Origin of the sequence: Lysobacter terrestris (assembly GCF_014489475.1) — a bacterium.
GTDB classification, from domain to species: Bacteria; Pseudomonadota; Gammaproteobacteria; order Xanthomonadales; family Xanthomonadaceae; genus Agrilutibacter; species Agrilutibacter terrestris.
This window is the reverse complement of sequence record NZ_CP060820.1, coordinates 1,177,569-1,193,797: the sequence shown is the minus strand read 5'-3', so window position 1 is coordinate 1,193,797 and position 16,229 is coordinate 1,177,569. Positions and strand designations below refer to the sequence as shown.

Sequence of the window (16,229 nt, the reverse complement as noted above, 5' to 3'; positions counted from 1 at the left end):
TGGCGAGATCAGGGTAGCGAAATCAGGGCGGCGCGACGTCGGCCCGCATCGTCTTCTCGCCCCACTGCGGCACCCGCCAGCGCATGCTGCGTTCCGCCTGGGCGCTGGTGTTACGGCGCAATCCATCGGTGATGCGGAAGTCGGACGGAATCGCGCGCGACGCGATCTCCGGCTTGCGGGTCAGTTGCGCGAGTACCTGCTGGAGCGCGGTCTGTTGCGCGGCGGCCGCGACGGAGACCGCCGGCGCCGCGTAGACGTCGGTGCGATTGCTCAGGTCGCCCGTGGTCTTCACGAAGAAAGGCACGAAGACGTTGTTGCGGCTGACCAGCGCCTGGTAATCGCCGAGGAAATACGCACCGCCCGCCTGCGGCGCCGTCGTGACGTCGAAGGACGTGGCCACGCGCGTCTCCGTCCAGGTCACGCCGCCGTCCGACGAGCGCGCCAGCCAGTAGTCCGCGAGCAGGCTCGCTGCCGCCGTGTTGTTGCGCAGGTCGTAATAGGTGACGCCGACGTCGCCGTTGGCGCGCACGTGCACGGAAGGCGTGAAAGCCGCCGCGCCCGCCGCGCTGACCCGGCTCGGCGCGGACCAGGTGGCGCCGTTGTCGGTCGAGCGCGAGATCGCGATCGAATCGAAATTGCCGTTGTTGAAGCGCGCGTCCTGCCAGACCACGAACAGGTGCCCGCTGGCGCCGACGGCGATCTGCGCCAGGCTGGCGCCGTCGCGCACCGGCACGTTGCTCTGCGGGTCGCGCGTGCCCACGGCGAGGAGGTCGGCGATGCGGGTCGGTCCCGTCCAGGTCACGCCGCGATCGAAGGAGCGGATGACATCCAGGTGCGAAACGGTGCTCGTGGCGGAGACGCGGTCGATCTGGGTGAACAGGTTGACCAGCGTGCCGTTGGGCGCGACAACGATGACGTTGCCGAGCGTCTGGCTGGCCGGGCCCGGGTCGTAGATGGCGCGCGCGGCTTCCCAGGTCACACCGCCATTGATGGTGCGGCTGAAGTAGCTCGGCCCCCCGGCGTCGCCGGCCACCAGGCGATCCCAGGTCGCATAGACGAAGGCCGCAGCGAACGGGTCGGCGGTGATCGTGTTCTTGTCGTTGAAGAAGCCGGCGCCATCGCGGATCAGCGTCGTCGGCGCGCTCCAGCTGCGACCGCGATCGGTCGAGCGCACCACGAGCATGGCATTGACCGAACCGGCTTCGAACGAAGCACCGGTCGTGACCAGGCCCATCGCATACGCGGTGCCGTCCGGCGCGAAGGTGACCCAGGGATCGGTCGCGCGCGCGTAGTCGCCACCGTTGGCGAACGTGCCGCCACCGCACCGCGACACCGGCAGCGGCGTGCGCGTCCAGGTCTGGCCGCCATCGCTGGAGGCCGCGCTCATCAGGCCGCGCGACGAGCCGTTCGACCAGCGATCCTGTTGCCACACGCCGATCAGGTTGTTGGGGTTGCTTGGATCGACCGCCACGTGCGGCTCGACTTCCGCGTTCTGGAATACCGTTCCGGTCGTACCGCCATCGCAATTGAGCGTGAAGGGCGACGGTCCGGATGCGCGGTACTGCATGTCCGTCAGCGGCGGCGGGGGAGGTGGCGGCGGGGGTGGCGTGCCACCGCCCGAGCGGCTGCCGCCGCCACCGCCGCCGCAGGCGCCGATCGCCAGCACGAGCAGCGCGCCACATACCCAGGCCAGGCCCGGCTTCGCATCGCGTGCGCGCATCGCAGCTCTCCCCTTGCAAGGATGCCGGCGAGTCTAATCAATGCCTTGTTATCCCAGTGCCGCCGGGTCGATTCCGACAAGAAAGGCCAGCCCTTGCAGCGCGTGTGCCCGGCATGGGCCAGGGCGGCGTCGACGATTGCGCGAACGTACGGCCATGCGGGTCGCCGGGCAGCGACCGGGTCGCAATGTGTGCGAACGACAGGCGCCATAATCGCCGCCGACGCACGAAGCGTCGGAAGGACCATCACACATTGGAGGGGAAGCATGCGTAAGTTGGGGATGATCGCGGCGGCGTGCATGGCAGTCGCAGGAGCAAGCGCCTGGGCGGTGGGCGGCAATGGCTTTGGCACGGAGGATGCTGCCGGCAAGGAGCAGCTGGGGCGGATGCTGGATGCGCGCAAGCCGTCCGTGGCCGAAGCGGCCGAGGCGCGTTTCGAGCAGCGACTGGCGGCGCAGACCACGCGCGAGTCGACGCTGGATGTGGGGGATGCCGATTCCTTCGGCCATCAGGTTCGTTGGCTGGGCCTGGCATCGGGCCGGCCGTTGGTCGTGCGCGGCGATTGCACGCCGCAGCCCGGCGAGGATCCGGGCCTGCTGTGCATGCAGGTCGATCCGACGAATACCGGCACGCAGTTCGGCGAGTTCCGCGACGTGGCCCACATGACGTTGCCGGCGCGCAGCACCCAGACGCTGCTGTGCCACTGGCTGACGCCGACCATGGCCGCCACGCTGGTGAACTACAGCGGCTACGACAACCGCGTCGCGCGGCTGACGATGCAGCCGTCCATCACCGTCGAGAACGAGGTGCTCAACGCTCCCGGCCTGGTGGACCCGGAAACCGGCCTGCCCTTGAACGGCAAGCTCGACGTGTTCGCCAGCAGCAGCCAGCTGGTCGCGCTGCTCGACCAGGGCGAGCAGGTGCCGCAGCGCCTGAACTCCACACGGACCTGCATCGGCGGCTACGTAAACAAGCGTTCGCTGATCGAGTTCTACGGGCTCACGGAGGCGCAGGCCAGGGAGTTCTTCAACAAGCCGACCACCCTCCGGCTCAACATGAATGTCTTTGCCAGCCAGGTATCGTTCGCCAGCGTGTCGTACGCGATCCGCTTCGTGGGCGATTGAGATCCAGAACCCTGCAGCAGCGAAGGGGGGCGGAAGCCGCCCTTCGCGTTTCCGGGTGTCGGTGCCGCCGCGTGGCCTCAGCGCGCGGCGAGCGCCGGCGTGGCGTGGAAGCGGCGTGGGTAATCACGTTCGTCGCTGATGGTGCTGACGACCTCGTCGGCGAGGTCCGGGGCCGCATAGACGACGTAGGCGATGTCGCCGGCGTCGCGTACGCCGACGTGGTGCAGGCGGTAGCGGGGGAGGCCGCCGCCGGTGTTCTCGGGGTAATGCAGCGGCGGGCGATCCGTGTCGAGATCGAGTTCGCTGTTGTCGACCGAACCGCCGATGAAGAGGGCGCGCATTCCGGCACTCCTGCAGATAGGCCAGTCCCGATCATGCCCGCGGTGGTGTTGGCCGGGTGTTAATGGCCGCGGCGCCGCGCCGATACGCACCCGCCAGAGCGTGCCCGAGGAGCGCGCCCGGTAGAACGCGCCGGTAGAATCGGCGCCTGTTCCCGCTGATTGAAGCCGCGCGTGTCCGCCGACGGTCCCGATTCCGCGCTCGAAACCCTGCTGCTGCCGCTGCTCGACGGCCCGCTCGCGTGGCCCGAAGCCGGTGGCGCGCTGTTCCTGCGCGCGCGCGACGGCTGGCCGCTGCACCAGCGCGCCTGGCCCGGGCTGGTGTGCGAGCAGAGTTTCCGTCCCGAAGCCGATGCCTTGCAGCGCTCGGGCTTGCCGCTGGTCGAGGCGGACGCGGACACGCGGCATCCGCTGGTGCTGCTGCTGCCGCCGCGGCAACGCGAGGAAGCGCGCGCGCTGTACGCCCGCGCGATCGCGCGCACCGCGCCGGACGGGCGCGTGCTCGCGTGCCTGCGCAACGACGAAGGCGCGAAGTCAGGCGAGGCGGACCTGGCGCGGCTCGCCGGTCCGGTCGCGAGCCTGACGAAGAACAAATGTCGCGCGTTCTGGACCGCGCCGCTGCACGGCGCCGCCGATCCCGCGCTGTTTGCCGAATGGCGGCAACTGGACGCGCCGCGTGCGATCGCCGGTGGCCGCTTCACCAGCCGGCCGGGCGTGTTCGCGTGGGACCGCATCGATGCTGCTTCGGCGCTGCTCGCCGCGCACCTGCCGCCGGACCTGCACGGCGAAGCGGCCGACCTCGGCGCGGGGTACGGCTACCTCGCGCACGAGTTGCTCGCGCGCTGCCCGCGCATCACCGCGCTCGACCTGTACGAGGCCGAGCGTCGCGCCCTGGACCTGGCGCGGATGAACCTGGCCGCGCAGGGCGCCCGCGTGGATCTCGCCTACCACTGGCACGACGTCACCACCGGGCTGGGCAAGCGCTTCGATGTGATCGTCAGCAATCCCCCGTTCCACGCGCAGGGCCGCGCCGATCGTCCCGACATCGGTCGCCGCTTCATCGCCGTGGCCGCCGAAGCACTGCGCCCCGGCGGCCGCCTGTGGCTGGTGGCCAATCGCCACCTGCCATACGAAGCGGAACTGGCGCGCCAGTTCGCGCAGGTGCGCGTGGTCGTGCAGGCCGAGGGCTTCAAGGTGTTCGAAGCGACCCGCCTGCCGTAACGACCACGCTTCGATACTGCCAATGCCGCGCACGCGGCTGACGACAACCAATTACCAGCGCTTTAAAGAACGCCCAAGAAATGAAACTCGTAAAACTGATCGCCAACCTCGGCTACGGCAGTCGCAAGGACGTCACCGCGATGTTCCGCGCCGGCATGGTCACCGACGCCAACGGCGAGGTGCTCTACACCGACGACCAGGCTGCGCACGCGGATATCCGCATCGAAGGCGAAGCGCTCGATCCGCCCGCCGGGTTGCTGATCATGCTGCACAAGCCGGTGGGCTACACCTGTTCCACCAAGGATCCCGGCCGCATCGTCTACGACCTGCTGCCGCCGCGCTTCCGCCTGCGTTCGCCGTTGCTGTCGACGGTGGGCCGGCTGGACCGCGACACCAGCGGCCTGCTGCTGCTGACCGACGACGGCGCGCTGCTGCATCGCATCGTGTCGCCGAAGACGCACCTGCCCAAGGTCTACGACGCCACGCTCGCGCACGACCTGCGCGGCGACGAAGCCGCGACCTTCGCCAGCGGCACGCTGCTGCTGGAAGCGGAAACCACGCCACTGGCGCCGGCCACGCTGGACGTGGACAGCCCGCGCGCGGCGCGCCTCACCCTCACCGAAGGGCGCTACCACCAGGTGCGGCGCATGTTCGCCGCGGTCGGCAACCACGTGGAGGCGTTGCACCGCAGCCGCATCGGCGGACTCGGCCTCGACGATCTGCCCGCGGGGCAGTGGCGCATCCTCGACGCGCCCGATCGCGAGCGCCTGTTCGCCGCGGATTGATGGTTGCCAACGGATCGCCGCGAGCTGACCGGCGCGGCTTGATCGCCGCAGATCGCGTGCGGGCTCACGCTGCCTTCACGCGCCCGGCGTGAAGGCGTTCACCTTTTTCCGTCCGGTGTTTTTTCACATTTGGTGCGAATCTGCGGCGGCGGTCACGCGTTGGGCGGGGTTTCCGAAATCCGGCCTGAATCCGAGCCTGAACGGTCGTGGTTGCGGCCGGTTGCCGGCCTAGCATCTGTCCCGCGCCGCAACAGCGGCTACTCACGACGAGGACGGATGCAATGACTGCGAAGCACACCCTGCTGTTTGTCGCGCTGGCCGCGACCCTGTTCGCCGCGACGCCGGCGTTCGCCCAGGACGTTCCCCCGGATGCCACCGAAACCGACGCCGGCGTTCCCAAGGATCGCCTGGTGGACGAGTACGCCGATCCGCTGTTCGCCGGCGATGAAGTCGCGGCGGGCGACGCGATCACCGCGCTGCGCACCGGCGGCGGTCTCACCGTGGTCTCCACGGTCACGCGCCAGGCCACCAACCCCGATGGCACGCCGGCCACCAACCCGGACGGCACGCCGAAGATGGAAACGGTGACGGTGGAAACCGTCGTCGCCAACGCCAACGGCCCGATGGGCTGGGGCGAGGTCGATCATTCGCTCGGCCTGGCGCAGGCGCTGGTGGAAGGCGGCCAGGCCGGCACCTTCGACGAGGCGCTGCTCGGCGCGGCGGTCACCACCACGGTCACCAATCCCGACGGCACCACGACCACGACGACCACCTACGAAGGCGGCATCCTGGAGATGCGCGCCGACGGCATGGGCTGGGGCCAGATCGCGAAGGAACTGGGCTTCAAGAGCCTGGGCGAGGTCAAGAGCGGCCGTTACGCCGATGCCGAAGCGGGCACCACGACCGTCGCTGCCGACGCCAAGGGCAAGGGTGCGGCGAAGGTCGCGAGCGAAAGCCGCGGCAAGTCGGCCGAGCACAAGCCCGAGCGTGCCGCCAAGGCCGAACGCGTCACCGGCAAGCCGGAAAAGGTCGAGCGCATCGCCAAGGTCGAGCGCCCGGCCAAGATCGATCGCCCCGAACGCCCGAGCAAGCCCGATCGCGTCGGTCGCCCCTGATCGTTCGCACGGCACCACCACGACGGGCGCCAGGTGCGCCCGTCGTCGTCAAAAGCGGTCGCGCAACATGACCGGCAGTTCCCTACAAGGAAAACAGATGAAGCGTTCTGCAGCATTCCTCTCCCTGCTCCTCGTCGCCGGCGTGGCGCATGCGGACGATGGCCTCAGCCTGGGCCTCGGCGTCGACTACAGCTCGGGTGACTACGGCAGCGACACCACGACCAAGATTTTTTCCGTGCCGGTCAGCGCCAAGTACGCCACCGGCGACTGGACCTTCAAGGCCAGCCTGCCGTGGGTGCGCGTGGACGGCGACGCCAACGTGGTGCCGGGGCTGGGCAACCTCGTGAACCTCAACCCGAAGGGCCGCGGCCGCGGCAATTCCGGCGGCGGTGGCGGCGGCACCACGGCGCCGACGTCGGGCACGACCTCGGGCATCGGCGACCTGCGCCTGGCCGCGACCTACGCGATCCCGCTGCAGGGCCGCTGGGGCGTCGACCTCACCGGCAACGTCAAGATCGCCACCGCCGACGAGGACAAGGGCCTGGGTACGGGCGAGAACGACTACGGTGCGGCCGTCGACGTGTACCGCAGCGTGGGCGCGGCGACGACGCTGTTCGGCGGCGTGGGCTACACGGTGCTGGGCGAATCGGACTTCATCGAAGTCGATTCGGTCTACAACGCCAACCTCGGCGTCAGCCACAAGCTCGGCAACAGCAGCATCGGCGCGATGTATGACTACCGCCAGCCGACGTCGGAAGCCGCCGACGATCGCAGCGAGGTCACCGGCTTCTACAGCTTCCCGACCTCCGACACCGGCAAGTTGCAGCTCTACGCCACCAAGGGCCTGAGCGACGGCAGCCCGGACTGGGGTGCGGGCGTGAACTTCACCGCCGGGTTCTGACGCGGGCGGTGGTTGGAAAACGGCGGCCATGGGCCGCCGTTTTTCGTTGTTGGTCCCTGCATCGGAAACGAGCCGCGCGCGTCGAACTCTTCTTCCCGCCAGCGGGGAGAAGAGGCCCGCAGGGCCTGCCCCGAACGCTCTAGTCGGGGGGGGGGGGCGACGAGGGGGCGAGCGTAGCGAGCGTGCTGTCATCTGTAGTACGCAAAGCAAAGCAGGCGCTCGCTTCCCCTCACCCGCCTTCGGCACCCTCTCCCCGCAAGCGGGGAGAGGGATACAAACCGGGGGTCGTGCAATCGATGGCGTTCCTTCTTCTCCCCGCTAGCGGGGAGAAGATGCCCGCAGGGCAGATGAGGGGCGGCGAGCGCAGCGAGCTTGCCGTTGTTTGCAGCACGAGAAGCACAAGCAGGCGCTCGCTGTTGTTCCAGCCTGCCGTGCGCTTTAGTCGCCCGACTCGTCCCGCAACCGTTGCCACCCTGCAAACCCCAGCCGTTCCAGCGTGGCGATGTTGCGCGCGACGATCGCATCCGGATCGGGGAAGGCCGCGACCGCGCGTTCCACGCTCGCTTCGCGCAGCAGGTGCAGGGTCGGCCACGGCGAGCGGTTGGTGCAGTTGCCGACGTCGTCGTCGGCGGTGCCGGCGAAGCGGTAGTCGGGATGGAAGCTGGCGACCTGCAGTTCGCCTTCCAGGCCGAGTTCGGCGACCAAGCCGTCGGCGACATCGAGGAAGTCGTTGTATTCGATGAAGTCGCCGAGCACGTGCGGATGCACGATCAGCGTCGTGTCCGTCTGCGCGGGATCGGCGGCGTGCAGCCACAGCAGTTCGTCGTGCAACTGCTGCGCCAGCGCCTGCGGATCGCGCGCGTCGCTGAGCACGAAGCGCACCTGTTGCTTGCTGTGGACCGCCTTCGCGAACGGGCACAGGTTGAGGCCGATCACCGCGCGTTCCAGCCAGCGGCGCGTGTCGGCGATGGGATCAGGGCTGTTCATGGCTGCCGCGCATAGCTGACGGTGAGCAGTTCCCAGACGTGGCCGTCGGGCACGTTCCAGTACACCAGGCGGCCGCCGTTCCAGTGCCCGACCTGCATGTCGTCGGCGCCGTGCGGCGCGCTGCGATAGGCGATGCCGGCGGCGCGGATGCGGCCGAGGATCGCGTCGAAGTCGTCCGCCGACACCCGGAAGCAGTAGTGCTGCACCGGGAACGGCCCCTCGGCCTGGTCGAAGTCGAGGGTCAGGCCGGCGTTGACGTACACCGGGCAGAACGGACCGACGCCGGTTTCCGCCCACGGCACGCCGAGCAATTCCGCCAGCTGCCGTGCCGCCGCGTAGCGGTCGTGCGAAGGCACCAGCAGGTGGTCGAGCTCGATGGTCATGGCGTTCGCCGGTGTCGCGGCGATATCAGTCGCGAAAGTTGTCGAACTGCAGCGGGCGCTCGAAGTTGCCCGCGCGCAGCAGGGCGATGGCGTCCTGCAGGTCGTCGCGCTTCTTGCCGGTGACGCGCAGCTTGTCGCCGTTGATCTGGCTGTCGACCTTGAGCTTGGCGTCCTTGAGCGCGCCCTGGATCTTCCTAGCGAGGTCGCGCTCGATGCCCTGCTTGACGGTGATCTTCTGCCGCGCGCCGGCGAGGTTGGTTTCCACGTCGCCGAACTCCAGGCAGCGCACGTCGATGCTGCGCGCGATCAGGCGCGCGCGCAGGATGTCCTCCATCTGCTTGAGCTGGAAATCGCTCGGCGCCGACTGGCTGATCACCTGCTCCTCGAGCACGAACTTGGCGTCGACACCCTTGAAGTCGAAGCGGGTGGACAGCTCGCGGTTGGCCTGGTCGACGGCGTTGGTCAGCTCGTGCTGGTTGACTTCGGACACGATGTCGAAGGACGGCATGCGGGACTCCTGGTGGGACGGGGTGCGAACGTGGGGGCGAAAGGGTAACGCAAGCGGTGTTGGCGCTGGATAGACTGCCGGCACCCCCGGTCCGCGAGAAACGCCCATGCACCGCACCCCCGCTTACGCCGCCGCAACCGCCGGCGCGCCGCTGGCCCCCTTCAGCATCGAGCGCCGCGCGCCGCGGGCGCACGAAGTGCTGATCGACATCCTGTATTGCGGCGTCTGCCACTCCGACATCCACCAGGCCCGCGACGAGTGGGGCGGCAGCATCTTCCCGATGGTGCCGGGCCACGAGATCGTCGGCCGCGTCGCCGAAGTCGGCGCGCACGTCACCGGCTACAAGGTCGGCGATGCGGTCGGCGTCGGTTGCTTCGTCGATTCGTGCCGGCAGTGCGAGCCTTGCCGCGCCGGCGAGGAGCAGTACTGCGACCAGGGCATGACCGGCACCTACAACTCGCGCGAGCGCGACACGCAGGCGCCGACCTACGGCGGCTACTCCACCCGCATCACCGTCGACGAGCAGTACGTGCTGCGCATTCCCGAGGCGCTGCCGCTGGACCGCGCCGCGCCGCTGCTGTGCGCCGGCATCACCACCTACTCGCCGCTGCGGCATTTCGGTGCGAAGGCGGGCAGCGAGGTCGCGGTGGTCGGGCTGGGCGGGCTCGGCCACATGGCGGTGAAACTGGCGCGGGCGATGGGCGCGCGCGTGACCGTGCTGAGCAGTTCCGAATCCAAGCGCGCGGACGCGCTGGCACTGGGGGCGCACGAATTCGCCGCCACCCGCGACGCGGCGACGTTCAAGCAGTTGGCGCGGCGCTTCGACCTGATCCTCGACACGGTGTCGGCCGAACACGACTACAACGCCTACCTCGGCCTGCTCCGCCTCGACGGCACCATGGTGCTGCTCGGCATCCCCGAGCGGCCGGCGCCGGTCTCGGCCTACGCGCTGATCGGCAAGCGCCGGCGCCTGGCCGGGTCGCTGATCGGCGGCATCCGCGAGACCCAGGAGATGCTCGATTTCTGCGCCGCGCACGGCATCGCCTCGGACATCGAAGTCATCACCATCGACCGCATCAACGAAGCCTACGAACGCATGCTGCGCGCGGACGTGCGCTACCGCTTCGTGATCGACATCGCCAGCCTGCGGGACTGAGCGGGCCGCCGCAGTTCCTGCTCACCGTTACTGCACCAGGTATCCGGATCGGTCGGCGACGTCGATCGTCGCCAGCATGCCCGAGTTGAACTCGAGGTAGTCCGCTTCGATGCCGTCGCTGAAGATCACCCCGTAGCCCGACATCTGCGAGAGCAGCTTCAGCGGTTGCCGCGCTGTCACCTGCCCGAAGACCAGTCCGGTCTGCGTGGTCTGGCTCGGGAACGGCTCGCGTACGGTGAAGTGCAGGTGGTCGGCGTCCCACGGGAAGCCCTTCTCGCGCAGTTCCTTCACCCGCGCCTTGAGCGGCTGGCCCGAGATGCCCGCGGCACCCGCCAGCAGGCTGCGGAACCAGCCGGTCGAGCCCAGGCCAGTGGAGACGATCACGCCGCTGGAGGACTGCACCTCGCGCTGTTCGCCCAGCGCGATTTCGTAACGGGCGGAAACGTGTGAACGCGGCCCCACGAAGATGTCGTTGACCGCGTGCAGTTCCTGGCCGTCGCTCAGCCGCACGCGCGCCATGGTTACCTTGCGCAGCGCCCGCTTGCCGGCCTGCGCCTGCGGCGCAATGGCACCCAGGTCCTCCACCTTGAACGGCAGCAGCACGCCGTCCCAGCGGGCCGGGTCCGGATTGACGCCGATGACTGGCTGGCCGGACAGGTACTTGAGCGTGTTGGCGACCAGGCCGTCCTGGCCGAGCACGACGACCAGCGCATCGGGCGCGAAGAGGAAGTTCGGCAGGAAGCCGCGGTCCAGCCGTTGCACGCGCCCGTAGCGGCGCAGCGTCGCCTCGGCGGCCTGCACCGCCTGCTGGTAGGTGCGGTGTTCCGCCTCGTAATCGCCGAAGTCCGCGCCCAGGTGCTCGACGTAGAAGCGCGCCTGCTCGACCGTGTTGAAGCGCGCCAACAGGTCTTCCAGCCGCGTCTTGCGCACGACGAGCACGATGCGTCGGGTCAATGGATCCATGGCTCAGCCCCGGGCTTGCGCGGGCCCCTTGCTGGTGAGCTGCTGGAGCAGGTCCGGGGTGATGTTGAGCTCGCCGATGCGCTGGGCGTTCTCGGCCAATCCCTGGAAGGCCATGGCGATCAGCGCGCCCGGATCGGCGTTGCCGACGGTCAGGGCCTGCAGCACCTTCGGGTCGATGCCGTGCACGGCCTTCATCACCGCGGCCACCGCGTACGCCTTGGCATCGGATTCCTTCTGCGCGTTCTCGACCCGCAGCGCGGTCAGCGCCTTGTTGCGGTCTTCCAGTTCGATTCGCCCGGCCATGTCCTGGTGCTGGATCTGCTGGCGCTTCTCGAGCGCCGCGCGCTCGGCTTCGAGCTGCGTTTCGCGGATCTGGCGCTTCTTGGTCTCGACCGCGATCTCGGTGTTGAGTTCGTTCTCCTTGATCGCGCGCTCCTGTTCGATGGCCGAGTTGCGACGCAGGTAGGTCGCATCGTCCGCCTGCTTGAGGATCTGCTCGCGCACGGTCGCTTCCAGCGCGCGCGCGGTTTCCGGATTCGGGCGCACGGCGAGGACCGCCAGGTTGACCAGTTCCAGGCCCAGGCTCGCCAACCCGTCCGGCCGGCGCAGTCCCTCGCGCACCGTCTGCACCAGTTGCTCGGAGCCGCGCAGCAGTTCCTGCAGGGACCGTCCGGACAGGACCGCGCGCAACTGCACCTGCACCGCGTTGACCACGCGCTGCGGCAGCCGCGACGGATCTTCCGAGACGTACTCGCTGTTGGGCTTGAGGCTGAAGTTCATCAGGCTCGCGAGCAGCTTCGGATCGGCGACGCGGTAGGTGACCTGGCCCTGCACCGTGACCTGCTGGAAGTCGCTGCTGACCTCGTTGAACATGAAGGGCACGTCCACGCTTTCCAGCGGGACCGACACCAGCGAGGCGTTGGGGGCGAAGTAGAAGAACGCCAGCCCCGTGCCTTCGCGCACTGGCTGGCCGTTGCGGTACTGGATGACGTAGGTGCTGGGCGTGGCCTTGGCGTAGCGCAAACCGAACATGATTTCCTTTCCCCTTGGTTGCCGGCGCCGGGCCGACGGCGTTGTGGATCAACCGCGGTGGTCGTCGGCGCTGGCCGCTGTGGCCTTTGCTGCTGACCTGGTGACGCCGGCCCACTGCCTGCGCGTCGACGGTGATCGCCCCGGCCCATTGTTCCATTCCGCCACGTGTTCGCCCAGCGCAGCGAGGGTTAGGGCGGCCGGGGATGGTGTGTGCGGGAGGAAGGCGGCCCGCTCGCTTACCATGTGCCGCCGCGTGCCTTGCGCGCGTATCGATGCCGCCCAGGAAATCCCCCGCCGTGAATCCCGCCCGGACGCAGACGTTGCACGCGGTCGCCTACATGCTGGCGGCGGTGCTGTTGTTCGCGCTGATGGACGCCGGGTTGAAGACGCTCAGTGCGCACTATCCGCCGTTCCAGGTGTCCGCGATTCGCGGCGCGTCCTCGCTGCCGCTGGTGCTGGCGTGGGCGCTGTGGAGCGGCGGGGCGAAGTCGCTGTTCCGCGTGCGCTGGTCGCTGCACCTGCTGCGTGGCGTGCTCGGGGTGGTGATGATGGCGTGCTTCGTGTTCGCCCTGCGCACGCTGCCGCTGTCGGAGACGTATTCGATCTTCTTCGTTGCGCCGCTGATGATCACCGCGTTGTCGGTGCCGTTCCTCGGCGAGCGGGTCGGGCCGCGGCGCTGGACCGCGATTGCCATTGGCCTGTGCGGCGTGCTGGTGGTGCTGCGACCGACCGGCGCGGGCGTGTTGAGCCTGGCCGGGCTGGCGGTGCTGGTGGCCGCGTTCGGCTATTCGGTCTCGGCGATCACGGTGCGGATCATCGCGCGCACCGACAGCACGCAGGCGCTGATGGTGTGGCTGCTGTTCTTCATGGCGCTGGGCGCCGGCGCGCTGGCGTTGCCGCACTGGGTGCCGGTGCGCGCGGCCGACGCGTGGATCATCGCCGGCATCGGCGTCGCCGGGGCATTGGGGCAGTACGCGATCACCGAAGCGTTCCGCCTCGGCGAGGCTTCGCTGATCGCACCGCTGGAATACACCGCACTGGTGTGGGGGGTGATGCTGGATGCCGCGCTGTGGGGCGTGCTGCCCGATGCGGTCACCTGGCTCGGTGCCGGAATCATCATTGCCAGCGGCCTGTACCTGCTGCGGCGCGAACGCGTGCACGCGGAAGCCGAGCACCCCTGAGCGCGGCTTCGGCTCGATGAGAGCGACGGGCCCGATGTGCTTGCTGCCGGCCGCACCGACGCGGCCGGCTGTGCCGTGCTCAGCCGCCGGTGCCCGCGTTCAAGGCCGCGCCGAGCGCGGCATCGCCGTTCACCAGGTCGCGCCAGCGCAGTTCCTGGCCGTTGCGACGTCCCTTCTCGACCAGCTTCAGGCCATCGCCATCGATGGTGAGGGTGTAGGGCTTGTCTTCGATCTCGATCTCGCGGCGGATCGGCTTGTCGAGCTTGGTGGTCATCGGCAGAGCTCCAGCAGAATCGAACGGCGCAGGCAGGCTAGCCCGCAGGTGGAAAGACTTTGTGAAAGGCCGGTTTTGGCAAACACGGCCAGGCAAACGTGCCCGGGCAACGCGTCCAGGCACCGCAAACATCGTGCCGGCCATGCGCCGGCGTACCGACCGTGATTGCCCGACCGCACTGCCCGACAGCCCGCCCAATGGGTGACTGTCGTTGCAGGAATACGAAATCAGGACCGCTTCACCGGCCGCGTTCGGTTGGCGCTGCCGCCGGCCAGCGGACACAATAGGTACTTTCGCGCTTGCGGAGCCCCCCATGGCTGAGTTGAAGGAAGCACGCGTCCCCGACATCGGGGGATACGACGACGTGCCCGTGATCGAACTGCTGGTCGCCGTGGGCGATACGGTGAAACCGGACCAGGGCCTGGTCACGCTGGAATCCGACAAGGCGACCATGGAAGTCCCCGCGCCGTTCGCCGGCGTGATCCGCGAACTCAAGGTCAAGGTCGGCGACAAGCTGTCCGAGGGCAGCGTCGTCGCCCTGATCGAAGCGGCCGATGCCGGCGCCGGCACCCAGCCCGCACCCGCCGCGGCCGAACCGCCGCGCGCCGAACCGGTCGCCGCGAAGACGGTGGCCGCCGCCGAGACCGCGACCCGGGTCGAACCGGTCGTGGTGGCCGCGCAGCCCGACCGCCTCACCCAGCAATCCATCGCCGAGCAGCAGGGCGCCGCCATCGTCGATGCGGCGCTGGCCGCGCGCCCGGGCATCGACCCGGAAGCCGCGCCGCCGCGGCCTTCCAGCGCGATGTCGCCGCCGGTGGCGTTCACCGCCGACGAACTCATGCCGGACAAGGTCCCCTACGCCAGCCCGGCGGTGCGCCTGTTCGCACGCGAACTCGGTGTCGACCTCTCCCGGGTGCAGGGCAGCGAGCGCGGTGGCCGCATCGGCAAGGACGACGTGGCGAAGTTCGTGAAGTCGGTGATGAGCGGCAGTGGCGTTGCCGCCGCGGCGCCGGCTGCGGCCGGTGGCGGCGGACTCAACCTGCTGCCGTGGCCGAAGGTCGACTTCAGCAAGTTCGGCGCAGTGGAAACGCGCGAGCTCTCGCGCATCCAGAAGATCTCCGGCGCCAACCTCGCGCGCAACTGGGCGATGATCCCGCACGTCACCCAGCACGACGACGCCGACATCACCGACTTGGAAGAGCTGCGCGTCGCGCTCAACAAGGAAAACGAGAAGGCGGGCATCAAGCTGACCATGCTCGCCTTCCTGATGAAGGCGGCGGTCGCGGGCCTGCAGAAGTACCCGACCTTCAACGCCTCGCTCGACGCCAGCGGCGAGAACCTCACGCTGAAGAAGTACTTCCACATCGGCTTCGCCGCCGACACCCCCAACGGCCTGGTCGTGCCGGTCGTGCGCGACGTCGACAAGAAGGGCGTGCTGCAGATCGCGCAGGAAACCAGCGAGCTGGCGAAGAAGGCGCGCGACGGCAAGCTCGGCCCCGCCGACATGCAGGGCGGCTGCTTCTCGATCAGCTCGCTCGGCGGCATCGGCGGCACCAAGTTCACCCCGATTGTGAATGCGCCGGAAGTCGCCATCCTCGGCGTGTCCAAGTCGGCGATCCGCCCGGTGTGGGATGGCGCGCAGTTCGCGCCACGCCTGATCCTGCCGCTGTCGCTGAGCTACGACCATCGCGTGATCGACGGCGCCGCCGCCGCGCGCTTCACCGCGTATCTCGCGCAACTGCTGGCCGACATGCGCCGGGTGCTGCTGTGATGCGCCGCGCTGCTTGCACCGGCTTGCTGCTGGCGATGGCGTTCGCGGCGCCGCTCGCGCACGCGGACGAGGCGCAGTGCCGGATCGCGCTCGGCCGCGGTTGGCCGCCGGCGACGGAGAACTACGGCACCGCCGTGGAGAAGCTGCTCTCCGGCGACCAGCCGGTCGCCTGGGGCTTCACCCTGCTGCCGCGCACCGGCGCGGAAAGCGGCGTGCAGCTGATCCCCGACCCGGCGGGCGGCGACTGGACGCTGCGCCACGCCGTTGCCGACGAGCGCGTGCACGCGTGGAGCGGCGGCAAGCTCGAACTGCGCACGCAACAGACGCCCGACGTCGAGCAGGCGGCCATTCCGGCCGCCGTGGCGACGCGCCTGATCGAGGACTGGCGCCACGCGCTGGGTGCGGTCGCGGTGGAAGGCAGCCAGGCGCCTTTCAGCGAAGAGGACACCTGGCTGTTCGTCGTCGGCGATCCCGCTTCCGGTGATGTGCTGCGGGTCAGCGGCCTGCGCCCGGATTGCGAACTGGGCGAGCTGATGCGCGAGCAGATCGACCTGCTGATCGAGGCCAGCGACGAGGGCGACGAGAAGCGCGCGAAGCGCTGGCGCCAGCTCGGCGAACAACTGGATCGCATGCGCCAGATGGTCGATGGGCCTGCCGCGACGGTGGACGAATCGGACGCCGAGGCAGAAAAGCGTCGCGGCTGGACCCTCTTCAAGTAACGCTTTTCCCCGGGCGCGCGAATGTCCGCGTCGACCTATTGAACGGAAGCCGG

Annotated in this window: 17 protein-coding genes; 9 read left to right on the top strand and 8 right to left on the bottom strand. The window is 69.1% G+C overall.

Annotation, left to right across the window (positions count from 1 at the left end):
- Window positions 1-22: 22 nt before the first annotated feature.
- Entirely contained in the window at window positions 23-1,720 is a 1,698-nt protein-coding gene (locus H8B22_RS05525; RefSeq protein WP_208456928.1) for a sialidase family protein, read from the bottom strand.
- Between the two features lie 264 nt (window positions 1,721-1,984).
- Between H8B22_RS05525 and H8B22_RS05520 the strand changes: the two genes are divergently transcribed.
- Window positions 1,985-2,842 carry a hypothetical protein gene (locus H8B22_RS05520; protein WP_187713102.1) on the top strand — a complete coding sequence of 286 codons (858 nt, stop codon included), beginning with the start codon at window positions 1,985-1,987 and terminating at the stop codon, window positions 2,840-2,842.
- A 77-nt stretch (window positions 2,843-2,919) separates the two neighbouring features.
- On the opposite strand, the gene H8B22_RS05515 is transcribed toward H8B22_RS05520, so the two are convergent.
- Window positions 2,920-3,183, bottom strand: a complete 264-nt coding sequence (locus tag H8B22_RS05515) for a hypothetical protein (RefSeq protein ID WP_187713101.1) — start codon at window positions 3,181-3,183, stop codon at window positions 2,920-2,922.
- 171 nt (window positions 3,184-3,354) lie between these two features.
- Here H8B22_RS05515 and H8B22_RS05510 point away from each other — a divergent pair, with 171 nt between their 5' ends.
- From H8B22_RS05510 to H8B22_RS05495, 4 genes are all read left to right on the top strand, one after another.
- Window positions 3,355-4,401, top strand: a complete 1,047-nt coding sequence (locus tag H8B22_RS05510) for a class I SAM-dependent methyltransferase (RefSeq protein ID WP_187713100.1) — start codon at window positions 3,355-3,357, stop codon at window positions 4,399-4,401.
- 80 nt (window positions 4,402-4,481) lie between these two features.
- Window positions 4,482-5,186: a pseudouridine synthase gene (locus H8B22_RS05505; RefSeq protein WP_187713099.1), complete on the top strand. Its 705-nt coding sequence runs from the start codon at window positions 4,482-4,484 to the stop codon at window positions 5,184-5,186.
- A 281-nt stretch (window positions 5,187-5,467) separates the two neighbouring features.
- A complete protein-coding gene (locus H8B22_RS05500) occupies window positions 5,468-6,301 on the top strand; it encodes a hypothetical protein (RefSeq protein ID WP_187713098.1) in 834 nt (277 codons plus the stop codon).
- 97 nt (window positions 6,302-6,398) lie between these two features.
- Window positions 6,399-7,202 (top strand): transporter, encoded by an 804-nt coding sequence (locus H8B22_RS05495; RefSeq protein WP_187713097.1) that lies wholly within the window; start codon window positions 6,399-6,401, stop codon window positions 7,200-7,202.
- Window positions 7,203-7,640: 438 nt separating this feature from the next.
- Here the strand turns inward: H8B22_RS05495 and H8B22_RS05490 are convergent, their stop codons facing one another.
- From H8B22_RS05490 to H8B22_RS05480, 3 genes are read right to left on the bottom strand one after another with little or no spacing between them, the layout of a single operon-like run.
- Window positions 7,641-8,189: a DUF1415 domain-containing protein gene (locus H8B22_RS05490; protein WP_187713096.1), complete on the bottom strand. Its 549-nt coding sequence runs from the start codon at window positions 8,187-8,189 to the stop codon at window positions 7,641-7,643.
- Complete coding sequence (locus H8B22_RS05485; RefSeq protein WP_187713095.1) at window positions 8,186-8,572, bottom strand: VOC family protein; 387 nt, start codon at window positions 8,570-8,572, stop codon at window positions 8,186-8,188. Before H8B22_RS05485 ends, H8B22_RS05490 begins: the two co-directional genes overlap by 4 nt.
- A gap of 25 nt (window positions 8,573-8,597) precedes the next feature.
- Entirely contained in the window at window positions 8,598-9,080 is a 483-nt protein-coding gene (locus H8B22_RS05480; RefSeq protein ID WP_187713094.1) for a YajQ family cyclic di-GMP-binding protein, read from the bottom strand.
- Between the two features lie 106 nt (window positions 9,081-9,186).
- Here H8B22_RS05480 and H8B22_RS05475 point away from each other — a divergent pair, with 106 nt between their 5' ends.
- Entirely contained in the window at window positions 9,187-10,236 is a 1,050-nt protein-coding gene (locus H8B22_RS05475) for an NAD(P)-dependent alcohol dehydrogenase (protein WP_187713093.1), read from the top strand.
- A gap of 27 nt (window positions 10,237-10,263) precedes the next feature.
- On the opposite strand, the gene H8B22_RS05470 is transcribed toward H8B22_RS05475, so the two are convergent.
- Complete coding sequence (locus H8B22_RS05470) at window positions 10,264-11,199, bottom strand: diacylglycerol kinase catalytic domain-containing protein (protein WP_187713092.1); 936 nt, start codon at window positions 11,197-11,199, stop codon at window positions 10,264-10,266.
- Window positions 11,200-11,202: 3 nt separating this feature from the next.
- Window positions 11,203-12,231, bottom strand: a complete 1,029-nt coding sequence (locus tag H8B22_RS05465) for an SPFH domain-containing protein (protein WP_187713091.1) — start codon at window positions 12,229-12,231, stop codon at window positions 11,203-11,205.
- 338 nt (window positions 12,232-12,569) lie between these two features.
- Between H8B22_RS05465 and H8B22_RS05460 the strand changes: the two genes are divergently transcribed.
- Complete coding sequence (locus H8B22_RS05460) at window positions 12,570-13,412, top strand: DMT family transporter (RefSeq protein ID WP_187713540.1); 843 nt, start codon at window positions 12,570-12,572, stop codon at window positions 13,410-13,412.
- A 79-nt stretch (window positions 13,413-13,491) separates the two neighbouring features.
- Here the strand turns inward: H8B22_RS05460 and H8B22_RS05455 are convergent, their stop codons facing one another.
- Window positions 13,492-13,686, bottom strand: a complete 195-nt coding sequence (locus tag H8B22_RS05455) for a hypothetical protein (RefSeq protein WP_187713090.1) — start codon at window positions 13,684-13,686, stop codon at window positions 13,492-13,494.
- Between the two features lie 313 nt (window positions 13,687-13,999).
- Between H8B22_RS05455 and H8B22_RS05450 the strand changes: the two genes are divergently transcribed.
- Both H8B22_RS05450 and H8B22_RS05445 read left to right on the top strand, forming a co-directional pair.
- Entirely contained in the window at window positions 14,000-15,457 is a 1,458-nt protein-coding gene (locus H8B22_RS05450) for a dihydrolipoyllysine-residue acetyltransferase (RefSeq protein ID WP_187713089.1), read from the top strand.
- On the top strand, window positions 15,457-16,176 hold the full coding sequence (locus H8B22_RS05445; protein WP_187713088.1) for a hypothetical protein: 720 nt from the start codon (window positions 15,457-15,459) through the stop codon (window positions 16,174-16,176). The genes H8B22_RS05450 and H8B22_RS05445 overlap by 1 nt, the downstream gene beginning before the upstream one ends.
- Window positions 16,177-16,229 lie beyond the last annotated feature (53 nt).